Annotated in this window: 18 protein-coding genes; 2 read left to right on the forward strand and 16 right to left on the reverse strand. The window is 68.6% G+C overall.

Annotated features, from left to right (window positions below; all coding sequences use genetic code 11):
* Positions 1–2: 2 nt before the first annotated feature.
* The 14 genes from V7E09_RS02355 to hisD form a co-directional block, all read right to left on the reverse strand.
* Positions 3–1,070 carry a potassium channel family protein gene (locus V7E09_RS02355; protein ID WP_324510924.1) on the reverse strand — a complete coding sequence of 356 codons (1,068 nt, stop codon included), beginning with the start codon at positions 1,068–1,070 and terminating at the stop codon, positions 3–5.
* 2 nt (positions 1,071–1,072) lie between these two features.
* Positions 1,073–1,606, reverse strand: a complete 534-nt coding sequence (locus V7E09_RS02360; RefSeq protein WP_324510923.1) for an adenine phosphoribosyltransferase — start codon at positions 1,604–1,606, stop codon at positions 1,073–1,075.
* The gene (gene secF, locus V7E09_RS02365) at positions 1,603–2,775 is read right to left on the reverse strand and encodes a protein translocase subunit SecF (protein WP_324522966.1); all 1,173 of its coding nucleotides are present in this window, start codon (positions 2,773–2,775) and stop codon (positions 1,603–1,605) included. Before secF ends, V7E09_RS02360 begins: the two co-directional genes overlap by 4 nt.
* Positions 2,775–4,427, reverse strand: coding sequence for a protein translocase subunit SecD (gene secD / locus V7E09_RS02370; protein ID WP_324510921.1), 1,653 nt, complete (start codon positions 4,425–4,427; stop codon positions 2,775–2,777). Before secD ends, secF begins: the two co-directional genes overlap by 1 nt.
* Positions 4,428–4,490: 63 nt before the next feature.
* Positions 4,491–4,949, reverse strand: a complete 459-nt coding sequence (yajC, locus tag V7E09_RS02375) for a preprotein translocase subunit YajC (RefSeq protein ID WP_324510920.1) — start codon at positions 4,947–4,949, stop codon at positions 4,491–4,493.
* A 70-nt stretch (positions 4,950–5,019) separates the two neighbouring features.
* Positions 5,020–6,063 carry a Holliday junction branch migration DNA helicase RuvB gene (ruvB, locus tag V7E09_RS02380; protein ID WP_324510919.1) on the reverse strand — a complete coding sequence of 348 codons (1,044 nt, stop codon included), beginning with the start codon at positions 6,061–6,063 and terminating at the stop codon, positions 5,020–5,022.
* Positions 6,060–6,671, reverse strand: coding sequence for a Holliday junction branch migration protein RuvA (ruvA, locus tag V7E09_RS02385; RefSeq protein ID WP_324510918.1), 612 nt, complete (start codon positions 6,669–6,671; stop codon positions 6,060–6,062). The genes ruvB and ruvA overlap by 4 nt, the downstream gene beginning before the upstream one ends.
* Complete coding sequence (gene ruvC / locus V7E09_RS02390) at positions 6,668–7,237, reverse strand: crossover junction endodeoxyribonuclease RuvC (protein WP_324510917.1); 570 nt, start codon at positions 7,235–7,237, stop codon at positions 6,668–6,670. Before ruvC ends, ruvA begins: the two co-directional genes overlap by 4 nt.
* A gap of 31 nt (positions 7,238–7,268) precedes the next feature.
* Positions 7,269–8,042, reverse strand: a complete 774-nt coding sequence (locus V7E09_RS02395; RefSeq protein ID WP_324510916.1) for a YebC/PmpR family DNA-binding transcriptional regulator — start codon at positions 8,040–8,042, stop codon at positions 7,269–7,271.
* A 78-nt stretch (positions 8,043–8,120) separates the two neighbouring features.
* Positions 8,121–8,849 (reverse strand): bifunctional 1-(5-phosphoribosyl)-5-((5-phosphoribosylamino)methylideneamino)imidazole-4-carboxamide isomerase/phosphoribosylanthranilate isomerase PriA, encoded by a 729-nt coding sequence (gene priA, locus V7E09_RS02400; RefSeq protein WP_324510915.1) that lies wholly within the window; start codon positions 8,847–8,849, stop codon positions 8,121–8,123.
* A 72-nt stretch (positions 8,850–8,921) separates the two neighbouring features.
* Entirely contained in the window at positions 8,922–9,542 is a 621-nt protein-coding gene (gene hisH, locus V7E09_RS02405) for an imidazole glycerol phosphate synthase subunit HisH (RefSeq protein WP_324510914.1), read from the reverse strand.
* Positions 9,539–10,150 (reverse strand): imidazoleglycerol-phosphate dehydratase HisB, encoded by a 612-nt coding sequence (gene hisB / locus V7E09_RS02410; RefSeq protein ID WP_442956826.1) that lies wholly within the window; start codon positions 10,148–10,150, stop codon positions 9,539–9,541. Before hisB ends, hisH begins: the two co-directional genes overlap by 4 nt.
* Positions 10,150–11,247, reverse strand: coding sequence for a histidinol-phosphate transaminase (locus V7E09_RS02415; protein WP_324522967.1), 1,098 nt, complete (start codon positions 11,245–11,247; stop codon positions 10,150–10,152). Before V7E09_RS02415 ends, hisB begins: the two co-directional genes overlap by 1 nt.
* Positions 11,241–12,560, reverse strand: a complete 1,320-nt coding sequence (gene hisD / locus V7E09_RS02420; protein ID WP_442956827.1) for a histidinol dehydrogenase — start codon at positions 12,558–12,560, stop codon at positions 11,241–11,243. Before hisD ends, V7E09_RS02415 begins: the two co-directional genes overlap by 7 nt.
* Positions 12,561–12,572: 12 nt before the next feature.
* Between hisD and V7E09_RS02425 the strand changes: the two genes are divergently transcribed.
* Together V7E09_RS02425 and ybaK are read left to right on the forward strand one after the other, a co-directional pair.
* A complete protein-coding gene (locus V7E09_RS02425) occupies positions 12,573–13,319 on the forward strand; it encodes a DUF554 domain-containing protein (RefSeq protein ID WP_324510912.1) in 747 nt (248 codons plus the stop codon).
* Between the two features lie 23 nt (positions 13,320–13,342).
* The gene (gene ybaK / locus V7E09_RS02430) at positions 13,343–13,837 is read left to right on the forward strand and encodes a Cys-tRNA(Pro) deacylase (RefSeq protein WP_324510911.1); all 495 of its coding nucleotides are present in this window, start codon (positions 13,343–13,345) and stop codon (positions 13,835–13,837) included.
* Positions 13,838–13,852: 15 nt separating this feature from the next.
* On the opposite strand, the gene V7E09_RS02435 is transcribed toward ybaK, so the two are convergent.
* The gene (locus tag V7E09_RS02435; RefSeq protein WP_324510910.1) at positions 13,853–14,434 is read right to left on the reverse strand and encodes a hypothetical protein; all 582 of its coding nucleotides are present in this window, start codon (positions 14,432–14,434) and stop codon (positions 13,853–13,855) included.
* 10 nt (positions 14,435–14,444) lie between these two features.
* The gene (gene dnaE, locus V7E09_RS02440; protein WP_324510909.1) at positions 14,445–17,975 is read right to left on the reverse strand and encodes a DNA polymerase III subunit alpha; all 3,531 of its coding nucleotides are present in this window, start codon (positions 17,973–17,975) and stop codon (positions 14,445–14,447) included.
* Between the last annotated feature and the right edge of the window lie 171 nt (positions 17,976–18,146).

Raw genomic sequence — 18,146 nt, forward strand, 5'->3', positions numbered from 1 at the left:
GCTCACCCTTTCGGGGGTGTACGTTCCCGCTTCTTCTCGCTGGGGCGGGCGACGACCAGTTCGTCGCCGGTCTTGAGGAGGGCGACGCTCGGATCGAAGAAGTGGCGCAGCAAGCCACCGCGAACGACGCCGAGGACCCGCTCCCCGGCGATCTCCTGGGAGCCCTTGCCGACCTCGGCGGGGGTGACGAGCCGCTGGGCGATGTCGATGCCCTCGCCGTAGTTGAGCAGATCTTCCATCGTGGCGCCCAACTCCGGGCTGACCGCCGACAGGCCGATGAGTCGGCCCACCGCGTCGGAGCTGGTCACGACCCCGTCGGCACCCGACTGGCGAACCAGCGATACGTTGTCCGCCTCGCGCACCGACACCACCAGGTGCGCGTGCGGGTTGAGTTGGCGCGCGGTCAAGGTGGCCAGGATCGCGGTGTCATCGCGGTTGACCGTGACCACGATGTGTTTCGCCTTCGGGACCTCCGCTCGTCGCAGCAGATCGCGGGAGGTGCAGTCCCCCAGGAACGCTGCCAGGCCGTGACGGTTCGCCGCGTCGACGGCGGCGGGACTGGAGTCGACCACGACGATCCGGTCGGCTTCCGCGCCGTTTCGGAGCAGGGTCGTGACCGCACTGCGGCCCATCGTCCCGTAGCCGAGCAGCACGATGTGGTTTCGCATCTTCTTCCTCCAACGGGCGTCGATCAGGGCCCGGCGCCCCTCGTTGGCGAGGACCTCCAGCGTCGTGCCGACCAACAGGATCAGGAACGCGATACGCAGCGGGGTCACCAGCATCGCGTTCAGTAGGCGCGCGTGCTGCGAGACGGGGGTGATGTCGCCATAGCCGGTCGTGGTGACCGTCACGGTCGCGTAGTAGATGGCGTCGATGAGGCTGACGCCGTCGTGGTTGACGTTGTCGGAGTAGCTGGCCCGGTCGAGCCAGACGATGAACGAGTTGACGCCGATGATGGCCAGCGCGAGCAGTGCGCGCCGCGCCAGTTCGCGGACGGGGTTCTCGGCGACGCGTGGGAGTCGAACCAGCGCCTGGTAGCCCCACCCCGAGGTGGAGGAGCCCTCACTCATGGTCAGACGGTCACCACGGCGGACAGCGTATCGACGCCCGCCTGGGCGAGGCGCTCGCGGCCACCGAGGAAGCCCAGCTCCATCAAGACGGCGACGTGCACGAGTTCGGCGCCCTGACGCTTGATGAGCTCGGCGGTCGCTCCGATCGTGCCGCCGGTGGCGAGCACATCATCGATGACCATGACGCGCGCCCCACGCCACAGGGCGTCGCTGTGGATCGTCAACGTCTCGTTCCCGTACTCCAAGGCGAAGCTCTGCTCATCCACCTTGCCGGGGAGCTTGCCGGGCTTGCGGACCGGCACGAATCCCGCCCCCAGCTTGAGCGCGACGGGGGCCGCGAAGATGAATCCCCGCGCCTCCATGCCCACGACCACGTCGATGGGCCCTGGCGCCAGCTCGACCAGTTCGTCGATCGCTGCGGAGAACCCCTCGGCGTCCGCCAGCAGGGGGGTGATGTCCTTGAACACCACGCCGGGCTTGGGCCAGTCCGGGACGTCCCGGATCAGTTCGACGATGCGATTCTGCTTGGCGTTCATCGCCCATCCTTCTTGCGTTCGGCGCGGGTGCTGCGCTGGGGTTGCTGACGGGGCAGGTCGCTGCCCGGCACCGACCCGAATCGGATCGGATCGACCGTGGTTCCCGACGCCGACAGCAAGGACTCCTCCGAGTCGTCCTCGGGCTCGGCCGCCTCGATGGCAGCCTCCTCACTCGGCTGGGGGTGCGCGGTGGAGCCTTCTGTGCGGGAGAGCCGGCGCCGGTGCGCCGCCAGTTCAGGTTCACGTTCACGCATCTGCACATACATCGGCGCCGCCAGGAACAGCGAGCTGTACGCACCAGCGATCATGCCGACGAACAGGGCCAGACCCAGATCCTTCAACGGGCCGGTACCCAGCACGAACACGCCTGCCATGAGCAGCGCCGCGACGGGCAGCACGCCGATGATGGTCGTGTTGATGGACCGCACCAGCACCTGGTTGATCGCCAGGTTGGACGCCTCCGCGAAGGTGCGCTTCTGCTTGGTGATGTCCCGCGTGTTCTCTCGGACCTTGTCGAAGACCACCACGGTGTCGTAGAGGGAGTAGCCGAGGATCGTCAGCATGCCGATGAGGGTCGCCGGCGTGAAGGCGAACTGCAGCAGCGCGTAGACGCCGATCGTCAACAGCAGGTCGTGCAGCAGGGCGATGATCGCGGCGGCCGACATCTTCCAGTTGCGGAAATAGGCCCAGATCATCAGCGAGACCAGCGCCAGGAACACCACCAGCGCGATGAGCCCCTGCTGAGTGATCTGCTGACCCCACGAGGCGCCGATCAGGTTGTTGGTGACCTGCTGGCTGGGGACGCCCGCCTTGGTCGCCAGCACCTCGGTGACCTGATTGATCTCCTCGGCCGTCAGGGCGCGCACCTGGATGCGGACCTGGCTGTCGCCGACGGTGTTGGCCTTGATCTCGCCCAGATCGGGAAGCCCGATCTGCTGGACGGTCTCGCGGTAGTCGTCGGCGCTGGTCGCGGTGACCTGCGCCGGGACGACGAACTCCGAACCTCCGGTGAAGTCGATGGAGAGGTTCAGTCCCCGCACCGCCACGCCGAGGAGGCAGATGAGCACGATGACAGCCGAGACGATGTACCAGCGCTTCGCGTTCTTGATGAAGTCGTAGCTGATCTCACCGGTGTACAGCCGGTGGGCGAGCCCGTGATGCTTGCTCATCAGGCCTCCTTCGGTGCGCTCGCCCGCAGGCGGCGGATCGGGGATCGGCGCGGTGCGGCGCCCAGATGGGCGGCGTCGAAGCCGGAGAACCGGCGTCCTTCACCGAAGTACTTCGTGCGGCCCAGCAGCGTCACCATCGGCTTGGTGAACCAGAACACGATCGCGATGTCGATCAGGGTCGTTAGCCCGAGCGTGAACGCGAAACCCTTGACCGAACCGATCGCCAAGAAGAACAGCACGGCCGCCGACAGCAGGGAGACCGCGTCGGCGATCAGGATCGTCTTGCGGGAACCGATCCATCCGGTCTCGATCGCGGTACGTAGCGAGCGGCCGTCACGTACCTCGTCTCTGATCCGTTCGAAGTAGATGATGAACGAGTCGGCCGTCATGCCGATGGCCACGATGGCCCCGGCTATGCCAGGCAGGTTCAACGCGAATCCCATCGACTGCCCTAGCAGCACCATCAACTGGTACGTGATGGTGGCCGCCAGCACCAGCGACGCGACGACGACGATGGAGAGGGCCCGGTAGTAGATCACCGAGTAGATCACGACCAGTACCAGGCCGATCAGGCCGGCGATGATGCCCGCCTGCAGCTGTTCCCCGCCCAGCGTCGCGGAGACGTTGGACACCTCCGACAGGTCGAAGGCCAGCGGCAACGAGCCGTACTTCAGCACGTTGGCCAGATCCGTCGCGCTCTGCTGGGTGAAGGAGCCTGAGATCTCCGCGCGGCCGCCGCTGATGGCGGTGGTGAGGCGCGGGTAGGTGACGACCTTGCTGTCCAAGACGATGGCGAACGTGTTCTGCGGGTCACTCTTCTGGGCGAGCGCCCCGGTGACCTGCTCGAAGATCTTGCCGCCCTCGTCGTTCAACTGGAGCTGGACGATCCAGCTCAGCTGGTTCTGCGGGACGCCGGCGTTGGCGCCGGTGAGCATGTCGCCGTTAATGACGGCCGGGTAGAGCAGGAACTTGGTCGTGCCCTCCCGATTGCAGGTGATCAGCGGCTGATCCGGCACGTCGGGGAACTCGTCGCCGCACTGGAAGGCCTCGAAGTCGGCCTGATCGCGGGCGGTCGGCGTCCACGCCAGCGCCTCGTCGGTCGTCAGCGGGGTGCCCGCGGTGGTCGGACGCGGCGTCGGGGCGGCCGTGGGAAGCCCCGCGGCGGGGCGCCGGTTGACGCTCTCGGTCGGCGTGGCCGCCGCCGAGGCGGTCGTGCCGGAGGTGGGCTCGGCCGAGGCGGACGCGGCGGGTTCGGCGCTGGCGGACGGATCCGTCGTCGGCGTGGGCGTCGCGGTCGGGGTGGTCGTGACGGCAGCCGTGGCGTACACCGGCCGGAAGTAGAGCTGGGCCGTGGTGCCCACCATCTCCTGCAACTGTGCCGGGGCGACGTTCGGGACCGAGACGGTGATCTGGTTGTTGCCCACCGTGGCGACCTCGGATTCGCCGACGCCGATGGAGTCGACGCGCTGCTGAATGATCGTGCGCGCCTGCTCGAGGCTCTCGGCGCTCACCCCGCCCTGCCCGGTCGTGGTGCGTGCCGTCAAGGTGATGGTCGTGCCGCCGCGCAGATCCAAGCCGAGCTTGGGTGTCCAGCTTCCCGACAGGGCCATGATGCCGAACAGAGCGGCGATCACGGCGAACAGAAGGATCAAGGTGCGCAGCGGGTGCGACCTGTGTTGACTAGTGGTGGCCACGTGCAGCTAGCTCCGAACGGCTCAGTTCTTGGATTCGGGTGCCCGGAAGTCGGGGGCGCTCTCGGTGGGAGTATCGGCATCGACGACGCCTGCGGCATCGGCGGGAACCTCGGGGAGGGCATCAGCGTCGACGACGGCTGCGGCATCGGCGGGAACCTCGGGGAGCGTGTCGACCTCGAGGTCAGCCTCGTCGTCGTACTCGAACTCTTCCTCCGACGGCTCGACCGCACGGATGATCGCCTGCTTCAGCACCGTCATCTCGACGCCGGGCGAGACCTCCACGATGGCCTGCTTCTCACCGTTGTGGATGATCGTGCCGAAGACGCCGCTGCTCAGCATCACGCGTGAACCCTCGCCGAGCTTGTTGACCAGCTCCTGCTGTTGCTTCTGCTTCTTCTGGGCCGGGCGGATCAGCAGCAGCCAGAAGGCGGCCACCATCAAGACCACCATCACCAGGGTCGACATCAGGTTGCTGTCCATGTCTCACACACACTCTCAACTGGGGAACGGGAACACGGGATGGCCCCCTGCCAAGGGGCAAGCCTACCGGCTACGCGTCGGGGTCCGTGAACAGGTCAGCCCGTGAGGCGGGAACGGCCAGCCCAAGATGCTGCCAGGCGCGGTGCGTGGCGACGCGGCCCCGGGGTGTGCGCATCAGGAAGCCCTGTCGGATCAGGAAGGGCTCGGCGACCTCCTCCACCGTCTCGGCCTCCTCGCCCACGCTCATCGCCAGGGTGCCCAGCCCCACCGGACCACCACCGAACCGGACGCACAGCGACTCCAGCACGCCACGGTCGAGACGATCCAGCCCCAGGGTGTCCACTTCATACAGTTCGAGTGCCGCCGCCGCCACCTGGGGGGTGATCCGCCCGGACGCCTTGATCAGGGCGTAGTCGCGGACGCGACGCAGCAGCCGGTTCACGATACGGGGGGTGCCGCGGCTGCGGCCCGCGATGACGCGCGCCGAGGCGTCGTCGAGGCCGACGCCCAGCAGGTCCGCGGACCGCTGCACGATCGCGACCAGGTCGGCGGCGTCGTAGTAGTCGAGTTGCCCGGTGAACCCGAACCGGTCACGCAGGGGGCCAGGCAGCAGACCCGCCCGCGTGGTGGCCCCCACCAGGGTGAACCGAGGGATCTCGAGCGGGATCTCGGTCGCTCCGGGACCCTTGCCGACGATGACGTCGACGCGGAAGTCCTCCATCGCCAGATAGAGCATCTCCTCGGCGGGCCGGCTCATCCGGTGGATCTCATCGAGGAAGAACACCTCGCCCTCGGTGAGCCCCGACAAGATCGCGGCCAGATCCCCGGCGTGCTGAATGGCGGGCCCCGAACTGATCCGCAACGGGGCGCCCAGTTCGTGGGCGATGATCATCGCCAACGTCGTCTTGCCCAGTCCGGGCGGGCCGGACAGCAGCACATGGTCGGGTACCGCTCCACGATGCTGGGCCGCCGCCAAGACGAGCCCCAGTTGCTCGCTGACGCGCGGCTGTCCCCCGAACTCAGCCAGGCTGGGCGGGCGCAGCGCACCGTCGACGGCCTGCTCATCCAGGTGTCCGTGCGGGTCGAGCGGGTCCTCGTCGTGACGTGGCGTCATCGCGCGAGGCTTTGCAGCGCGGCCCGCATGAGCTCACCGATCCCCAGCGCGGGGTTCTGCTCCTGCAGCGGTGCGATCCCCTCCACCGCCGCGGCGGCGTCCCTGGCCGACCAGCCCAGCGATTCCAGTCCGGAAGCCACCTGGTCGCGCCAAGCGGCCGGGCCAGGCAGCGCGCTGGCCGCACCGCCGAGGTCGGGTACCGGCCCCAGCGCGTTGACCTTCTCCTTGAGTTCGATGACCATCTTCTGGGCTCCCTTGCGCCCGATACCGGGAACCTTGGTCAATGCGACGAGGTTCTCGCTGAGAATGGCGTTGCGCAGTTCGGCCGGGGGAAGCACCGATACAACCGCCTGGGCGAGCTTGGGGCCGATGCCCGAGGCGGTCTGCACCATCTCGAAGGCGTCGCGCTCCTCGGGGTCGCTGAATCCGAACAAGGTGAGGGAGTCCTGGCGCACCACCAGCGAGGTGGCCAACGTGGCGACCTTCCCGACGGTGACGGAGGCGACGGTGGCGGGCGTGGCCAGCGCCCGGACGCCGAAGCCGCCCAGGTCGATGTCGACCCAGGTGCCGCCGACCTGGCTGACGGTGCCGGTGAGGTGGGCGATCACGCGAGCTTCCTCCTGTTCGCGGCGCGGGCGCGCGCCGTTGCTTGGGCGTGGACGAGGTCGCGGCGCACCTGCGCCTGCTGAAGGCGCGCGATCGCGGGGGCACGCCACAGATGGCACACGGCCAAGGCGACCGCGTCGGCGGCGTCCGCGGGCTTGGGCGGCGCGTCGAGCTTGAGGATGCGCATCACCATCTGCCCGACCTGGGCCTTGTCGGCTCGGCCGCTGCCGGTGATGGCCGCCTTCACCTCGCTGGGAGTGTGCTGCGCCACCTGCAGGCCGGCCCGCGTCCCGACGAGGAGCACCACCCCGGAGGCCTGCGCCGTCCCGATGATCGTGCTGACGTCACGCCGGGCGAAGACGCGCTCCACGGCGATCGCGTCGGGCCGGTATTCGGCCAGGTATTGCACCAGGCTTCGTTCCAACGTGGCGAGCCGCTGGCCCGTCTCCGCATCGGCTGGGGTCCGCACCACGTCGGCCAGCAGCAGCGTGGGCGCGCGCCCAGGGTCGCCTTCGATCACGCCGACCCCGCACCGGGTCAGGCCGGGGTCGATCCCGAGCACGCGCATGCAGCCACCTTTCCGAACGTTTGTTCGGATTCTAGGCGTCACCCTCCAGCGCCTCGAGGATTTCGTCCGGCACGTCCTCGTTGCTGTATAAGTTCTGCACGTCTTCGACGTCCTCGATCGCGTCGATCAGCTTGAACAGCTTCTCCGCGGCCTCCTGCGAATCCACGCCCTGCTCGTACTGCGGGCGGAACTCCACATCGGCGGACTCGTAGTCGAACCCGGCCGCCTGGACAGCCTTGCGCACCTCGACCAGTTGGGCCGGATCGCTGACGATCTCGAACGTGTCGCCGGTGTCGTTGATGTCCTCCGGCTCGGCCTCCAGGGTCGCCTCCAGCAGGTCGTCTTCGCTGACCTGCTTGCCGTCCTGCTTCTTGGCCACCACGACCACGCCCTTGCGGTCGTAGATCCGGCTGACCGAGCCGACGTCGGCGACGGTCCCGCCGTTGCGGGTGATCGCGACCTTAACGTCGGAGGCCGACCGGTTGCGGTTGTCGGTCAGCACCTCGATCAAGAGGGCGACGCCTGCGGCGCCGTAGGCCTCGTACATGATCTCCGTGTAGTCGACGACCTCGCCGCCGATACCGGAGCCACGCTTGACGGCGCGGTCGATGTTGTCGTTCGGAACCGAGTTCTTCTTCGCCTTCTGGATGGCGTCGTACAGCGTCGGGTTCCCGCCGGGGTCACCGCCACCCACGCGCGCCGCGACCTCGATCTTCTTGATCAGGTTGGCGAACAGCTTGCCGCGCTTGGCGTCGATCGCGGCCTTCTTGTGCTTGGTGGTGGCCCATTTGGAGTGTCCGCTCATGGGTCTCCCTTCGCTCGATCTCGAATAGCTCCGCCGGTCAGCTTATCGCGCACCGGTGCACGCGGTGTCTCGAGGCGATCAGCCCTGCGCCACGTCGAGTGCATCGGCCAACGTGAAGTTCCCCACGTACAGCGCCGTGCCGATGATCGCGCCCGTAACGCCGAGGGGCACCAGTTCGCGCAGCGCCCGCAGATCATCCAGGGAGGAGATGCCGCCCGAGGCGATCACCTCGGCATCGGTCCGTGCCGCCACGTCGCGCAGCAGGGTCAGGTTCGGTCCGGTCAGCATGCCGTCGGAGTTGACGTCGGTGACCACGAACGTGCGGCAGCCTGCGGCGGAGAGCCGGTCGATGGCTTCGGCCCAGTCGCCGCCTTCACGAACCCAGCCGCGTGCCGCCAGCCGCGACCCGCGGACGTCGATGGCGATACCGATCTTCTCGCCGTGCTCGGCGATGACCTTCTCGCACCAGGCCGGGTTCTCCAGCGCCGCCGTGCCGATGTTGACCCGCCGGCAGCCGGTGGCCAGCGCCCGCTCCAGGGAAGCGTCGTCGCGAATCCCGCCGGAGAGTTCCACGTTGAGGTGCATCTGGCCGACGATCTCGGCGATGACGTCGGCGTTCGAGCCTCGGCCGAAGGCGGCGTCCAGGTCCACGAGGTGGAGCCACTGCGCGCCCCCGTCCTGCCACCGCTGGGCGGCGGCGAGCGGATCGCCGAAGGTCTTCTCGGAGCCGGCGACGCCCTGGGTGAGTTGGACGGCCTGGCCGCCCTGCACGTCGACGGCGGGCAGCAGATACAGGGATTCGGTCACGGGCAGCAACCCTAGCGCTGCCCGAGCCCCGCCTTGCGGCCCGGGGCGTCGGCGAAACGGGCGGACCCGCCCTCAGGCCAGGGAAGCCACCCAGTTGCGCAACAACCGGGCGCCCGCCCGACCGGACTTCTCCGGGTGGAATTGAGTGACGCTCAGCGGCCCGGCCTCGACGGCGGCCACGAAGCGGTCCCCGCCGTGCTCGGCCCAGGTGAGCAGCGCTCCGGTTGGCCAGTGGGCCTCGTGGACGCCGTAGCTGTGCACGAAGTAGAAGCGCTCCCCCGCGACCCCGGCGAACAACAGGGACTCCTGTGGTGCCGCGACGGTGTTCCAGCCCATGTGGGGCAGGCGCTCAGCGCGGAGCCGCTCGACGCGTCCGGGCAGGACGCCCACGCCCGCGGTGACCACACCGTGCTCGTCGCCCGCCTCGAACATGACCTGTTCTCCGACGCAGATGCCCAACACGGGACGCCCAGCGTCGAGTCGGCGCCGGATGATCGCGGGGCCGCCGACGGCTTCCAGGCCCGCCATGCAGGCGGCGAAGGCGCCCACCCCGGGCACCACGAGGCCATCGGCTTCCCAGGCCTGCTCGGCGTCGGCGGTCAAGGTGACCTGCGCGCCCGTCGCGGCCAGCGCGCGGGTCGCGGAGTGCAGGTTGCCCGACCCGTAGTCGAGCACCGCGACGCTCGCGCTCACAAGGCGCCCTTGGTGGAGGGGATCTGGTCGGCGATCCGCGGGTCGGGTTCGACGGCGATGCGCAGCGCCCGCGCCAGGGCCTTGAACTGGGCCTCGACGATGTGGTGGGGGTCGCGGCCGCGCACCAGATCCAGGTGGACGCACAACCCGGCATTCAGCGCGAGGGACTCGACCACGTGATACGTCATCGACCCGGCATACGGCACCCCCGAGCCGCCGATCAGGGCGTACACCTGAGCCTCGGGCTCGCCGTGGCAGACGGCGTACGGACGCCCGGCGACGTCGACGACGCAACGGGCCAGCGCCTCGTCCAGCGGCACCAGGGCGTCGCCGAACCGGCGGATGCCGCGCTTGTCCCCCAGCGCCTCGCGCACTGCCTGGCCGATCACGATGGCGGTGTCCTCCACGACGTGGTGCCCGTCGATGTGGACGTCGCCGCTGGCCTGGACGGTGAGGTCGATCAGGGAGTGCTTGCTGAGCGCGGTCAGCATGTGGTCGTAGAAGCCGACGCCGGTGGCGATATCGGAGACGCCCGTGCCGTCGAGGTTCACCTCGACGGTGATCGTGGACTCGCTGGTGCTGCGTTCGATGCGCGCGGTGCGTGCCATCACTCCCCCTTCCTCGCGGCGTCCACGCGCGCGAGCGCGTCGTAGAACGCCGCCATTTCCTGTGGTGTCCCCGCGCTGACGCGCAGGAAGCCGTCGGGTCCGGTCTCCCGGACCAGGACGCCCTGGTCGAGCAGCTGCTGCCAGGCGGCGTGCCGATCGGCCCAGCGCCCGATCAGGACGAAGTTGGCGTCCGAGTCGACCACGTCGAAACCCATCTCGGGGCCCCGGCGCAGCAGTTCGTCGCGGGTGGCGCGCAACTCGTCGACGCGGGCCAGCATCTCGTCGGCGTGGCGCAGGGCCACCGACGCGACCGCCTGGGTTTGCGCCGAAAGGTGGTAGGGCAGCCGGACGATCCGGCAGGCGTCGACGATCGCGGGCGCGGCGGCCAGGTAGCCCAGGCGTCCCCCGGCGAACGCGAACGCCTTGCTCATGGTGCGGCTCACGACGAGGTTGCCGTGCTCGGCCAGCAGGCTGAGCGCAGTCTGTTCCGGGTGCCGGGCGAACTCCTGGTAGGCCTCATCGACCACCACGATCGCGTCGGTTCCTGCCAGCACCTCCTCGATGACGGCCAGCGGCGTCGAGGTACCGGTGGGGTTGTTCGGCGTCGTGATGAGCACGACCGTCGGGGAGAACCGCTCGATGGCGAGCAGGATCGTCGCCGCGTCCAAGCTGTAGTCCTCGCGTCGGGGCGCGGTGACGTACTCCGTGTGGGTGTTGCGGGCGTACTCGGGGTACATCGAGTAGGTGGGCGTGAACGTCAGGACGCGGCGACCCGGGCCACCGAAGGCGCCCAGCACGTGCGTCATCACCTCGTTCGAGCCGTTGGCGGCCCAGATGTTCGCCACCCCCAGGCCGTGGCCGAGGTAGTCGGCGAGCTGGCTGCGCAACCGGGTGAACTCCCGATCCGGGTAGCGGTGGTAGACCCCCGAGGAGATCGCCTGGGCCATGTCAGCGAGCATCGCACCCGAAGGCGGGTAGGGATTCTCGTTGACGTTGAGGCACACGGGCACGTCGAGCTGCGGCGCCCCGTAGGGCTCCTCGCCCACGAGTTCGGGCCGCAGCGGCAGGTCCGCCAGGGTGGGTTGGGGCTTCACCAGCGGTCCCCCTGTTCGCGCGCGGTACGGATCGTGATGGCGGCGGCGTGGCCGGGCAGGCCCTCTTCGCCCGCGAAGGTCACCACGGTCGGCCCGACCTCACGCAGGGCCGCTTCGTCGTAGTCGATCAGGTGCACGGTGCGGCAAAAACTCCGCACGGTCAGCCCGGAGCTGTAGCGGGCCGCCCCGGCCGTGGGCAGGACGTGCGTCGAACCGGCCGAGTAGTCCCCCAGCGGCACGGGAGCCCACGGTCCGATGAAGATCGCCCCTGCATTCTTGACGCGGTGCGCGACGGCGCGGGCCTCGCGGGTCTGCACCTCCAGGTGCTCGGCCCCGTAGGCGTCCACGACCTTGAGTCCCTGCTCGATGTCGTCGACCAGCACGATCGCCGACTGCGGCCCGGTCAGCGCCGTCTCGATGCGGTCGGTGTGATCGAGCACGGCGACCTGTCCGGCCAGCAGGTCGTTGACCCGTGCGGCGAGTGCGGGCGAATCGGTCACGAGCACCGACCCTGCCATGGGATCGTGCTCGGCCTGGCTGATCAGATCGGCGGCCACGAAGGCCGGGTCGGCCTGCTCATCTGCCAAGACGGCGATCTCCGTGGGACCGGCCTCGGCGTCGATGCCGACGACGCCGCGCAGCAGCCGCTTGGCGGCCACGACGTAGATGTTGCCCGGCCCGGTGACCAGGTCGACGGCCTCGCACAGCCCGGGCACCCCGTAGGCGAACATCGCGATGGCCTGAGCGCCGCCCACCGCGTACACCTCCGTGACCCCCAGCAGGTGACACAACCCGAGGATCGAGGGGTGCGGCCAGCCACCGAAGGCGGCGTTCGGCGGGGTCGCCACCGCCAGGCTCTCCACCCCGGCCACCTGAGCGGGCACCACGTTCATCAGCACGCTGGACGACAGCGGCGCCAACCCGCCCGGCACGTACAGCCCGACGCGCCGCACCGGGGACGTCTTCGTCTCGATGACCGCCCCCTCGGCCACGTCCACGCTCACCACACCGGGGGTCCCCTCGCTGTTCGCGACGGCGCGACGGCGACGGATCGACTCCTCGAACGCGGCCCGCACCTGCGGGTCGAGTTCGGCCGCACACCGCGCCAGGTGCTCGACCGGAACCCTGAACTGGTCAGGGACGACGCCGTCGAACCGCTCCGCGAACTCGGCCAGCGCATCGGCGCCCCGCTGCGCGACCGCGTCGCAGATGGGCTTCACGGTAGCCAGGGCATGCTCCACGTCGAACGCTCCCCGCGGCACCACGGTGCGGTAGTCGGGGTTTGTTCCTCGGACGTCGATCACGCGCAGCTTCACAAGGGTGATTGTATGGGCGTCATGTTCATCGGACTCGGCACGGTCGCGAACGTGGTCACCGTCGCCGCAGGAGCCGGCCTAGGATTGCTCCTCGGTGACCGGATCCCCCCACGTACCCGCGACACCGTCACCGACGCCTTGGGGCTCATCACGGTCGTACTGGGGATCAGCTCCGCCTTGACGCTCTCCTCCACCGCGATGAGCGATGCCGTCGGCAGCGGTGCCCCGACGCTCATCGTGCTCGGCTCGCTCCTGATCGGCGCCCTGATCGGGTCTGGGCTGCGCCTGGAAGAGCGGCTCGAGTCCGGCGCGGAGCGGCTGCGTACCCGGTTCGCCGGCGCCGGGGAGGCCGGAACGTTCGTCTCGGCAGTGGTGACGCCGACCCTGCTGTTCTGCATCGGTCCGCTCACCATCCTCGGCTCGCTGTCGGACGGGATGGGACACGGCGCCGATCAGCTACTGGTCAAGGCGGTCCTGGACGGGTTCGCTGCGATCGCCTTCGCCAGCTCGCTCGGCTGGGGAGTGCTGTTCTCGGCGCTGGCCGTCGGCATCGTCCAGGGCGGGCTGACGCTCGCCGCGTTCTGGCTGGGTGACCTGTTCAGCCTGGCTCAGATCGACGTCTTGAGCGCCACCGGCGGCGTCATCCTGATCGCCCTGGGCATCCGGCTGCTCAAGATCAAGGACATCCCGGTCGGTGACCTGCTGCCCGCCTTGGTAGTGGCGCCGATCCTCATCCAGGTGGTCGCCGCGTTCCGGTGACCACCCCCGACGGAAGGAATCGCATGGCCAAGAAGAAGCACCCCGCGGGGACCCCGGCGCTGCAGGCGCTCCTCGCCGCCGGGATCGCTTTCGAGCCGGTCGAGTACACCCACCACGGCGACAGTCACGACTTCGGTGCCGAGGCGGCCCGCGAGACCGGCATCGACCCCGCACGGCTCTACAAGACGCTCATCGTGTCCATCGGCCCCCACCAGCTCGCCGTCGGCGTCGTCCCGGTCTCGGGCCGGCTCGACCTGAAGAAGACCGCGGCGGCCCTGGGTGCCAAGAAGGCCGAGATGGCCGACCCGAAGCTGGCCGAGCGTAGTTCCGGCTACGTCCTGGGTGGGGTGTCCCCGCTCGGTCAGCGGACCCCGCTGCCGACGGTGATCGACGCTTCGGCACAGACCTGGTCCACCATGTACGTCTCCGGCGGCAAGCGCGGCCTGCAACTCGGGATCGCCCCTCAGGACCTCGCACGCGCCACGGGCGCGCAGTTCGCCGACATCGCGCACGCCTGAACGCAGGCGGCAGCCTCAGCCCTCGAGCGAGGAGGTCGGAGCGAAGGCATCGTCGCTCAGGGCGTCCGGCTCATCCCGGGGCCGACGGCGCTGCTGCGGCTCCTCACCCGGGGAGAGGTCCGGGCCGAGCGAGGCCGCGAACAGGGGAACGGCGATGGCCGCGAACACCCACAGCGCCAGGGCCGAGGGCGTCGTGAGTTCCAGCGCCATCCTGACCGACTCCCCCGGCTGAGCCGCGGCCATGCGCTGCTCGAACTGGCCGGGCCCGATCAACTCGCCGACCACCCAGCAGGTACCGCCCGCGAGCAGACTCAATCCGGCGGTGATGAGCGCGACCGGCCAGCCGAGTTGCCGCAGCATGATCCAGCATGCGATCCCGATCGCCACGCCACCCAGCACGGCCAGCACGGAGAACCAGAAGTTGGCCGAGAACGCCTCAGCCAGGCTGTCGTCGCCGATCAGGGCGTGACCATCGGCCTGCACCACATAGCTCGGCAGCACGGCCAGGTTCGCCCACACCAAGGCGCACACCACCCCGACCAGCGCGGCGAGGATCGCCATGGTGCCGGTCCGCAGAGCAGCGGTGGTGAAGCGCATGGACTGCATGCTAGGCGCTGACACTGGAGGGGCCCAATAACGCCTTCAGGTCGGCGACCAACGATCCGGAATGCTGCACCCGCAGCCGGTCATCGAGCCGCCACACGGTGGCGCGCTGCGGACTGACCAGCCGGAGCCGCACCTCCTGGGAGCCGGGATGCTGCCGCAACGTGAACTTGAGCTGCTCGACGACCTCGGGAGTGCACCGTGTCGTGGGCAACGAGATGGTGACGGGACCGGCCTGCGCGGTGGTGACGTCGGGGAAGGACACGTCGGACGCAGTCAGCTCGACGGATTCATCCCGCTCACGCAGGCGGCCACGAATCCGGACGACCACGTCGGTGCCCAGCGACATCGCCACCGGCGAGTAGGCCTTGTTGAACACCATCACCTCGATGGCTGCCTCCAGATCCTCGACCGTGAGGATGGCCCAGATCTTGCCGTCCTTGGTCTGCTTGCGCTGGATGCCGGTGATCATGCCGCAGATCGTGACCGTGCCCTCCTTGGGGCCGTCCTCGGCACCCAGATGGGCGATGCTGACGTCGCGGTTCGCTGCGAGGACGTGCTCGAGCCCCTGGAGGGGATGATCGCTGACGTAGAGCCCCAGCATCTCTCGTTCGAAGGCCAGGCGGGTCATCTTCTCCCACTCCGGCAGTTCGGGAACCGGGGACGCCGCGAGCGCGCCCGCCCCCGAGTCGTCGTCACCGAAGAACTCGCCGAACAGGTCGTCTTGGCCGTTGGCCTGATTGCGTTTGAGGTCGACGACCTCGTCCACCTTCTGCTCGAAGACCTCCATCAGGCCGCGACGGGTGTGCCCCATCGAGTCGAACGCGCCCGCCTTGATCAGCGACTCGATGACGCGCTTGTTGCACACCACCGCGGGCACCTGATCCAGGAAACCGTTGAAGTCCTTGGCGCGGCCGTGCTCCTGGCGGGCCTCGACGATGCCCGCGACGACGTTGTTGCCGACGTTGCGGATGGCGCCCAGGCCAAAGCGGATGTCGGAGCCGACAGGCGTGAACCGCCCCTGAGACTCGTTGACGTCCGGCGGCAGCACGTGGATCCCCATGCGGCGGCACTCGGCCAGGTAGATCGCCGACTTGTCCTTGTCGTCACGCACGGACTCCAGCAGGGCGGCCATGTACTCGGCCGGGTAGTGCGCCTTGAGATAGGCCGTCCAATACGACACCACCCCGTAGGCGGCCGCGTGTGACTTGTTGAAACCGTAGGCCGAGAAGGGGACCATCGTCTCCCACAGGGCCGCGATCGCCTCGGAGGAGTAGCCGTTGGCCTTCATGCCCGGCTCGAAGTTGGCGAACTCGGCGTCCAGGACCGACTTCTTCTTCTTGCCCATGGCACGCCGCAGCAGGTCGGCGGCACCCAGGCTGTAGCCCGCCAGTTCCTGAGCGATCTGCATGACCTGCTCCTGGTACACCAGCAGGCCGTAGGTCTCCCCCAGCAGCTTGTCCAGGGGGCCGCTCAACTCGGGGTGGATGTGCGTGACGGGCTGCTGCCCGTTCTTGCGCATCGCGTAGTTCACGTGGGTGTTGGTCCCCATCGGACCCGGCCGGTAGAGCGCGCCCAGCGCGGTGATGTCGGCGAACTTGTCCGGGCGCATCAGGCGGCACAGCGCCCGGTAGCCGGAACCATCGAACTGGAACACGCCCAGGGTGTCGCCGCGGGTCAGCAGATCGTAGGTGTCCGGATCGTCCGGGGTCCGGGCCAGTGCGTCCAGGTCGAGGTCGACGTCGGCGTTGATCTTCACGTTGCGCACCGCGTCGTCGAGGATCGTCAGGTTCCGCAGGCCCAGGAAGTCCATCTTGACCAGGCCCAGCGTCTCGCAGGTCGGGTAGTCGAACTGGGTGATGATCTGGCCGTCTTGCTCCCGCTTCATGACGGGAATGACGTCCATCAGGTTGCGGCTGGACATGATGACGCCCGCCGCGTGGACGCCCCACTGCCGCTTGAGCCCCTCGATGCCGCGTGCGGTGTCGACGACCTCGCGGACCTCCGGCTCGGACTCGTACAGTTCGCGGAACTCGGTGCCCTCGCCGTAGCGGTCGTGCTCGGGGTTGAACACGTCGGCGATAGCGACGTCCTTGCCCTGCACCGGTGGTGTGTAGACCTTGGTGATCTGCTCCCCCAGCGCGTACGGCTTCCCCAGGACGCGGCCCGAGTCCTTGATCGCCTGCTTGGCCTTGATGGTGCCGTAGGTGACGATCTGGCAGACCTTGTCGTCGCCGTACTTCTCGGTGACGTACTTGATCACCTCGCCGCGACGACGCTCGTCGAAGTCGACGTCGAAGTCGGGCATCGAGGGGCGTTCGGGGTTGAGGAAGCGCTCGAAGATCAGCCCGTGCGGATGCGGGTCCAGGTCGGTGATCCGCATGGCGAAGGCGCACATCGAACCGGCGCCGGAGCCGCGTCCGGGCCCCACCCGGATGCCGTTCTCTTTGGCCCAGCGGATGTAGTCGGCCACGACCAGGAAGTACCCGGGGTACCCCTTGCCGATGATGATGCCCTCTTCGTACTTGGCCTGGCTGAGCGCGTACTCCGGCACGCCGTCGGGGAAGCGCTCGTGCAGGCCGCGGTCGACCTCCTTGACGAACCAGGACTCCTCGGTCTCTCCCTCGGGAACGGGGAAGGCGGGCATGTAGATGCCGGTGCCCTCGTCGAAGTCGGTGCTGCAGCGCTCGGCGATCGCCAACGTGTTGTCGCAGGCCTCGGGCAGGTTACTGAACAGCAGCCGCATCTCCGCGGGACTCTTGAGGTAGTAGCCGGAACCGTCGAACTTGAAGCGGCCGGGAGTGTCTTTGTTGGAGCCCGCGCTCACGCACAGCAACGTGTCGTGGTCGTCGGCGTCCTCGGCATGGACGTAATGCAGGTCGTTCGTGGCGACCAGGGGCAGGTCGAGCTGTTTGGCCAGCCGCAGCAGATCCGCGCGGACGCGGGTCTCGATGTCGAGGCCGTGGTCCATCAACTCGACGTAGAAGTTGCCCTTGCCGAAGATGTCACGGAACTCGGCTGCCGACTCCACCGCCTGGTCGTACTGCCCCAGCCGCAGGTAGGTCTGCACCTCGCCCGAGGGGCAGCCGGTCGTGGCGATCAGCCCGGGAGCGTACCGGTTGAGCAGTTCGCGGTCGGCGCGCGGCTTGTAGAAGAAGCCTTCCAGCGACGACAGGGAACTCAACCGGAACAGGTTGTGCATCCCCTCCTTGTTGGACGCCCACATCGTCATGTGCGTGTAGGCACCCTTGGAGGCGACGTCATCGCCGGTGCCGTCACCGAACTGCACGCGCTTGCGTTCGCTGCGGTGCGTCTTCGGCGTCAGGTACGACTCCAGCCCGATGATCGGCTTGACCGAGCTCCCCTTCGCGGTCGCGTACCACTCGTGCGCGCCGAACAGGTTGCCGTGGTCGGTGATCGCCAGGGCACGCATGCCCATCTGCTCACAGCTCTTGACCAGGTCTTTGAGACGTGCGGCACCGTCCAACATCGAGAACTCCGAGTGGCAGTGCAGGTGAACGAATTCGTCGCCCATAAGTGTGGTTCAACCTCCCAGGGGCCCCACCCTAGCCGGTGAACACGACATTCCCGGACCGTCCGCCCCGTGCGTCGGGGCGCCTGGTTGCCTTCCCGTCGCCGGCGGCGAAGACTGCCTAGCTGAACTTCCCCGTGACGTTGTGAACGCGGGCTGAGGGAGTCTGGCCGC

The sequence above is a fragment of the Propioniciclava sp. genome (assembly GCF_036744435.1).
Classification (GTDB): domain Bacteria; phylum Actinomycetota; class Actinomycetes; order Propionibacteriales; family Propionibacteriaceae; genus Propioniciclava.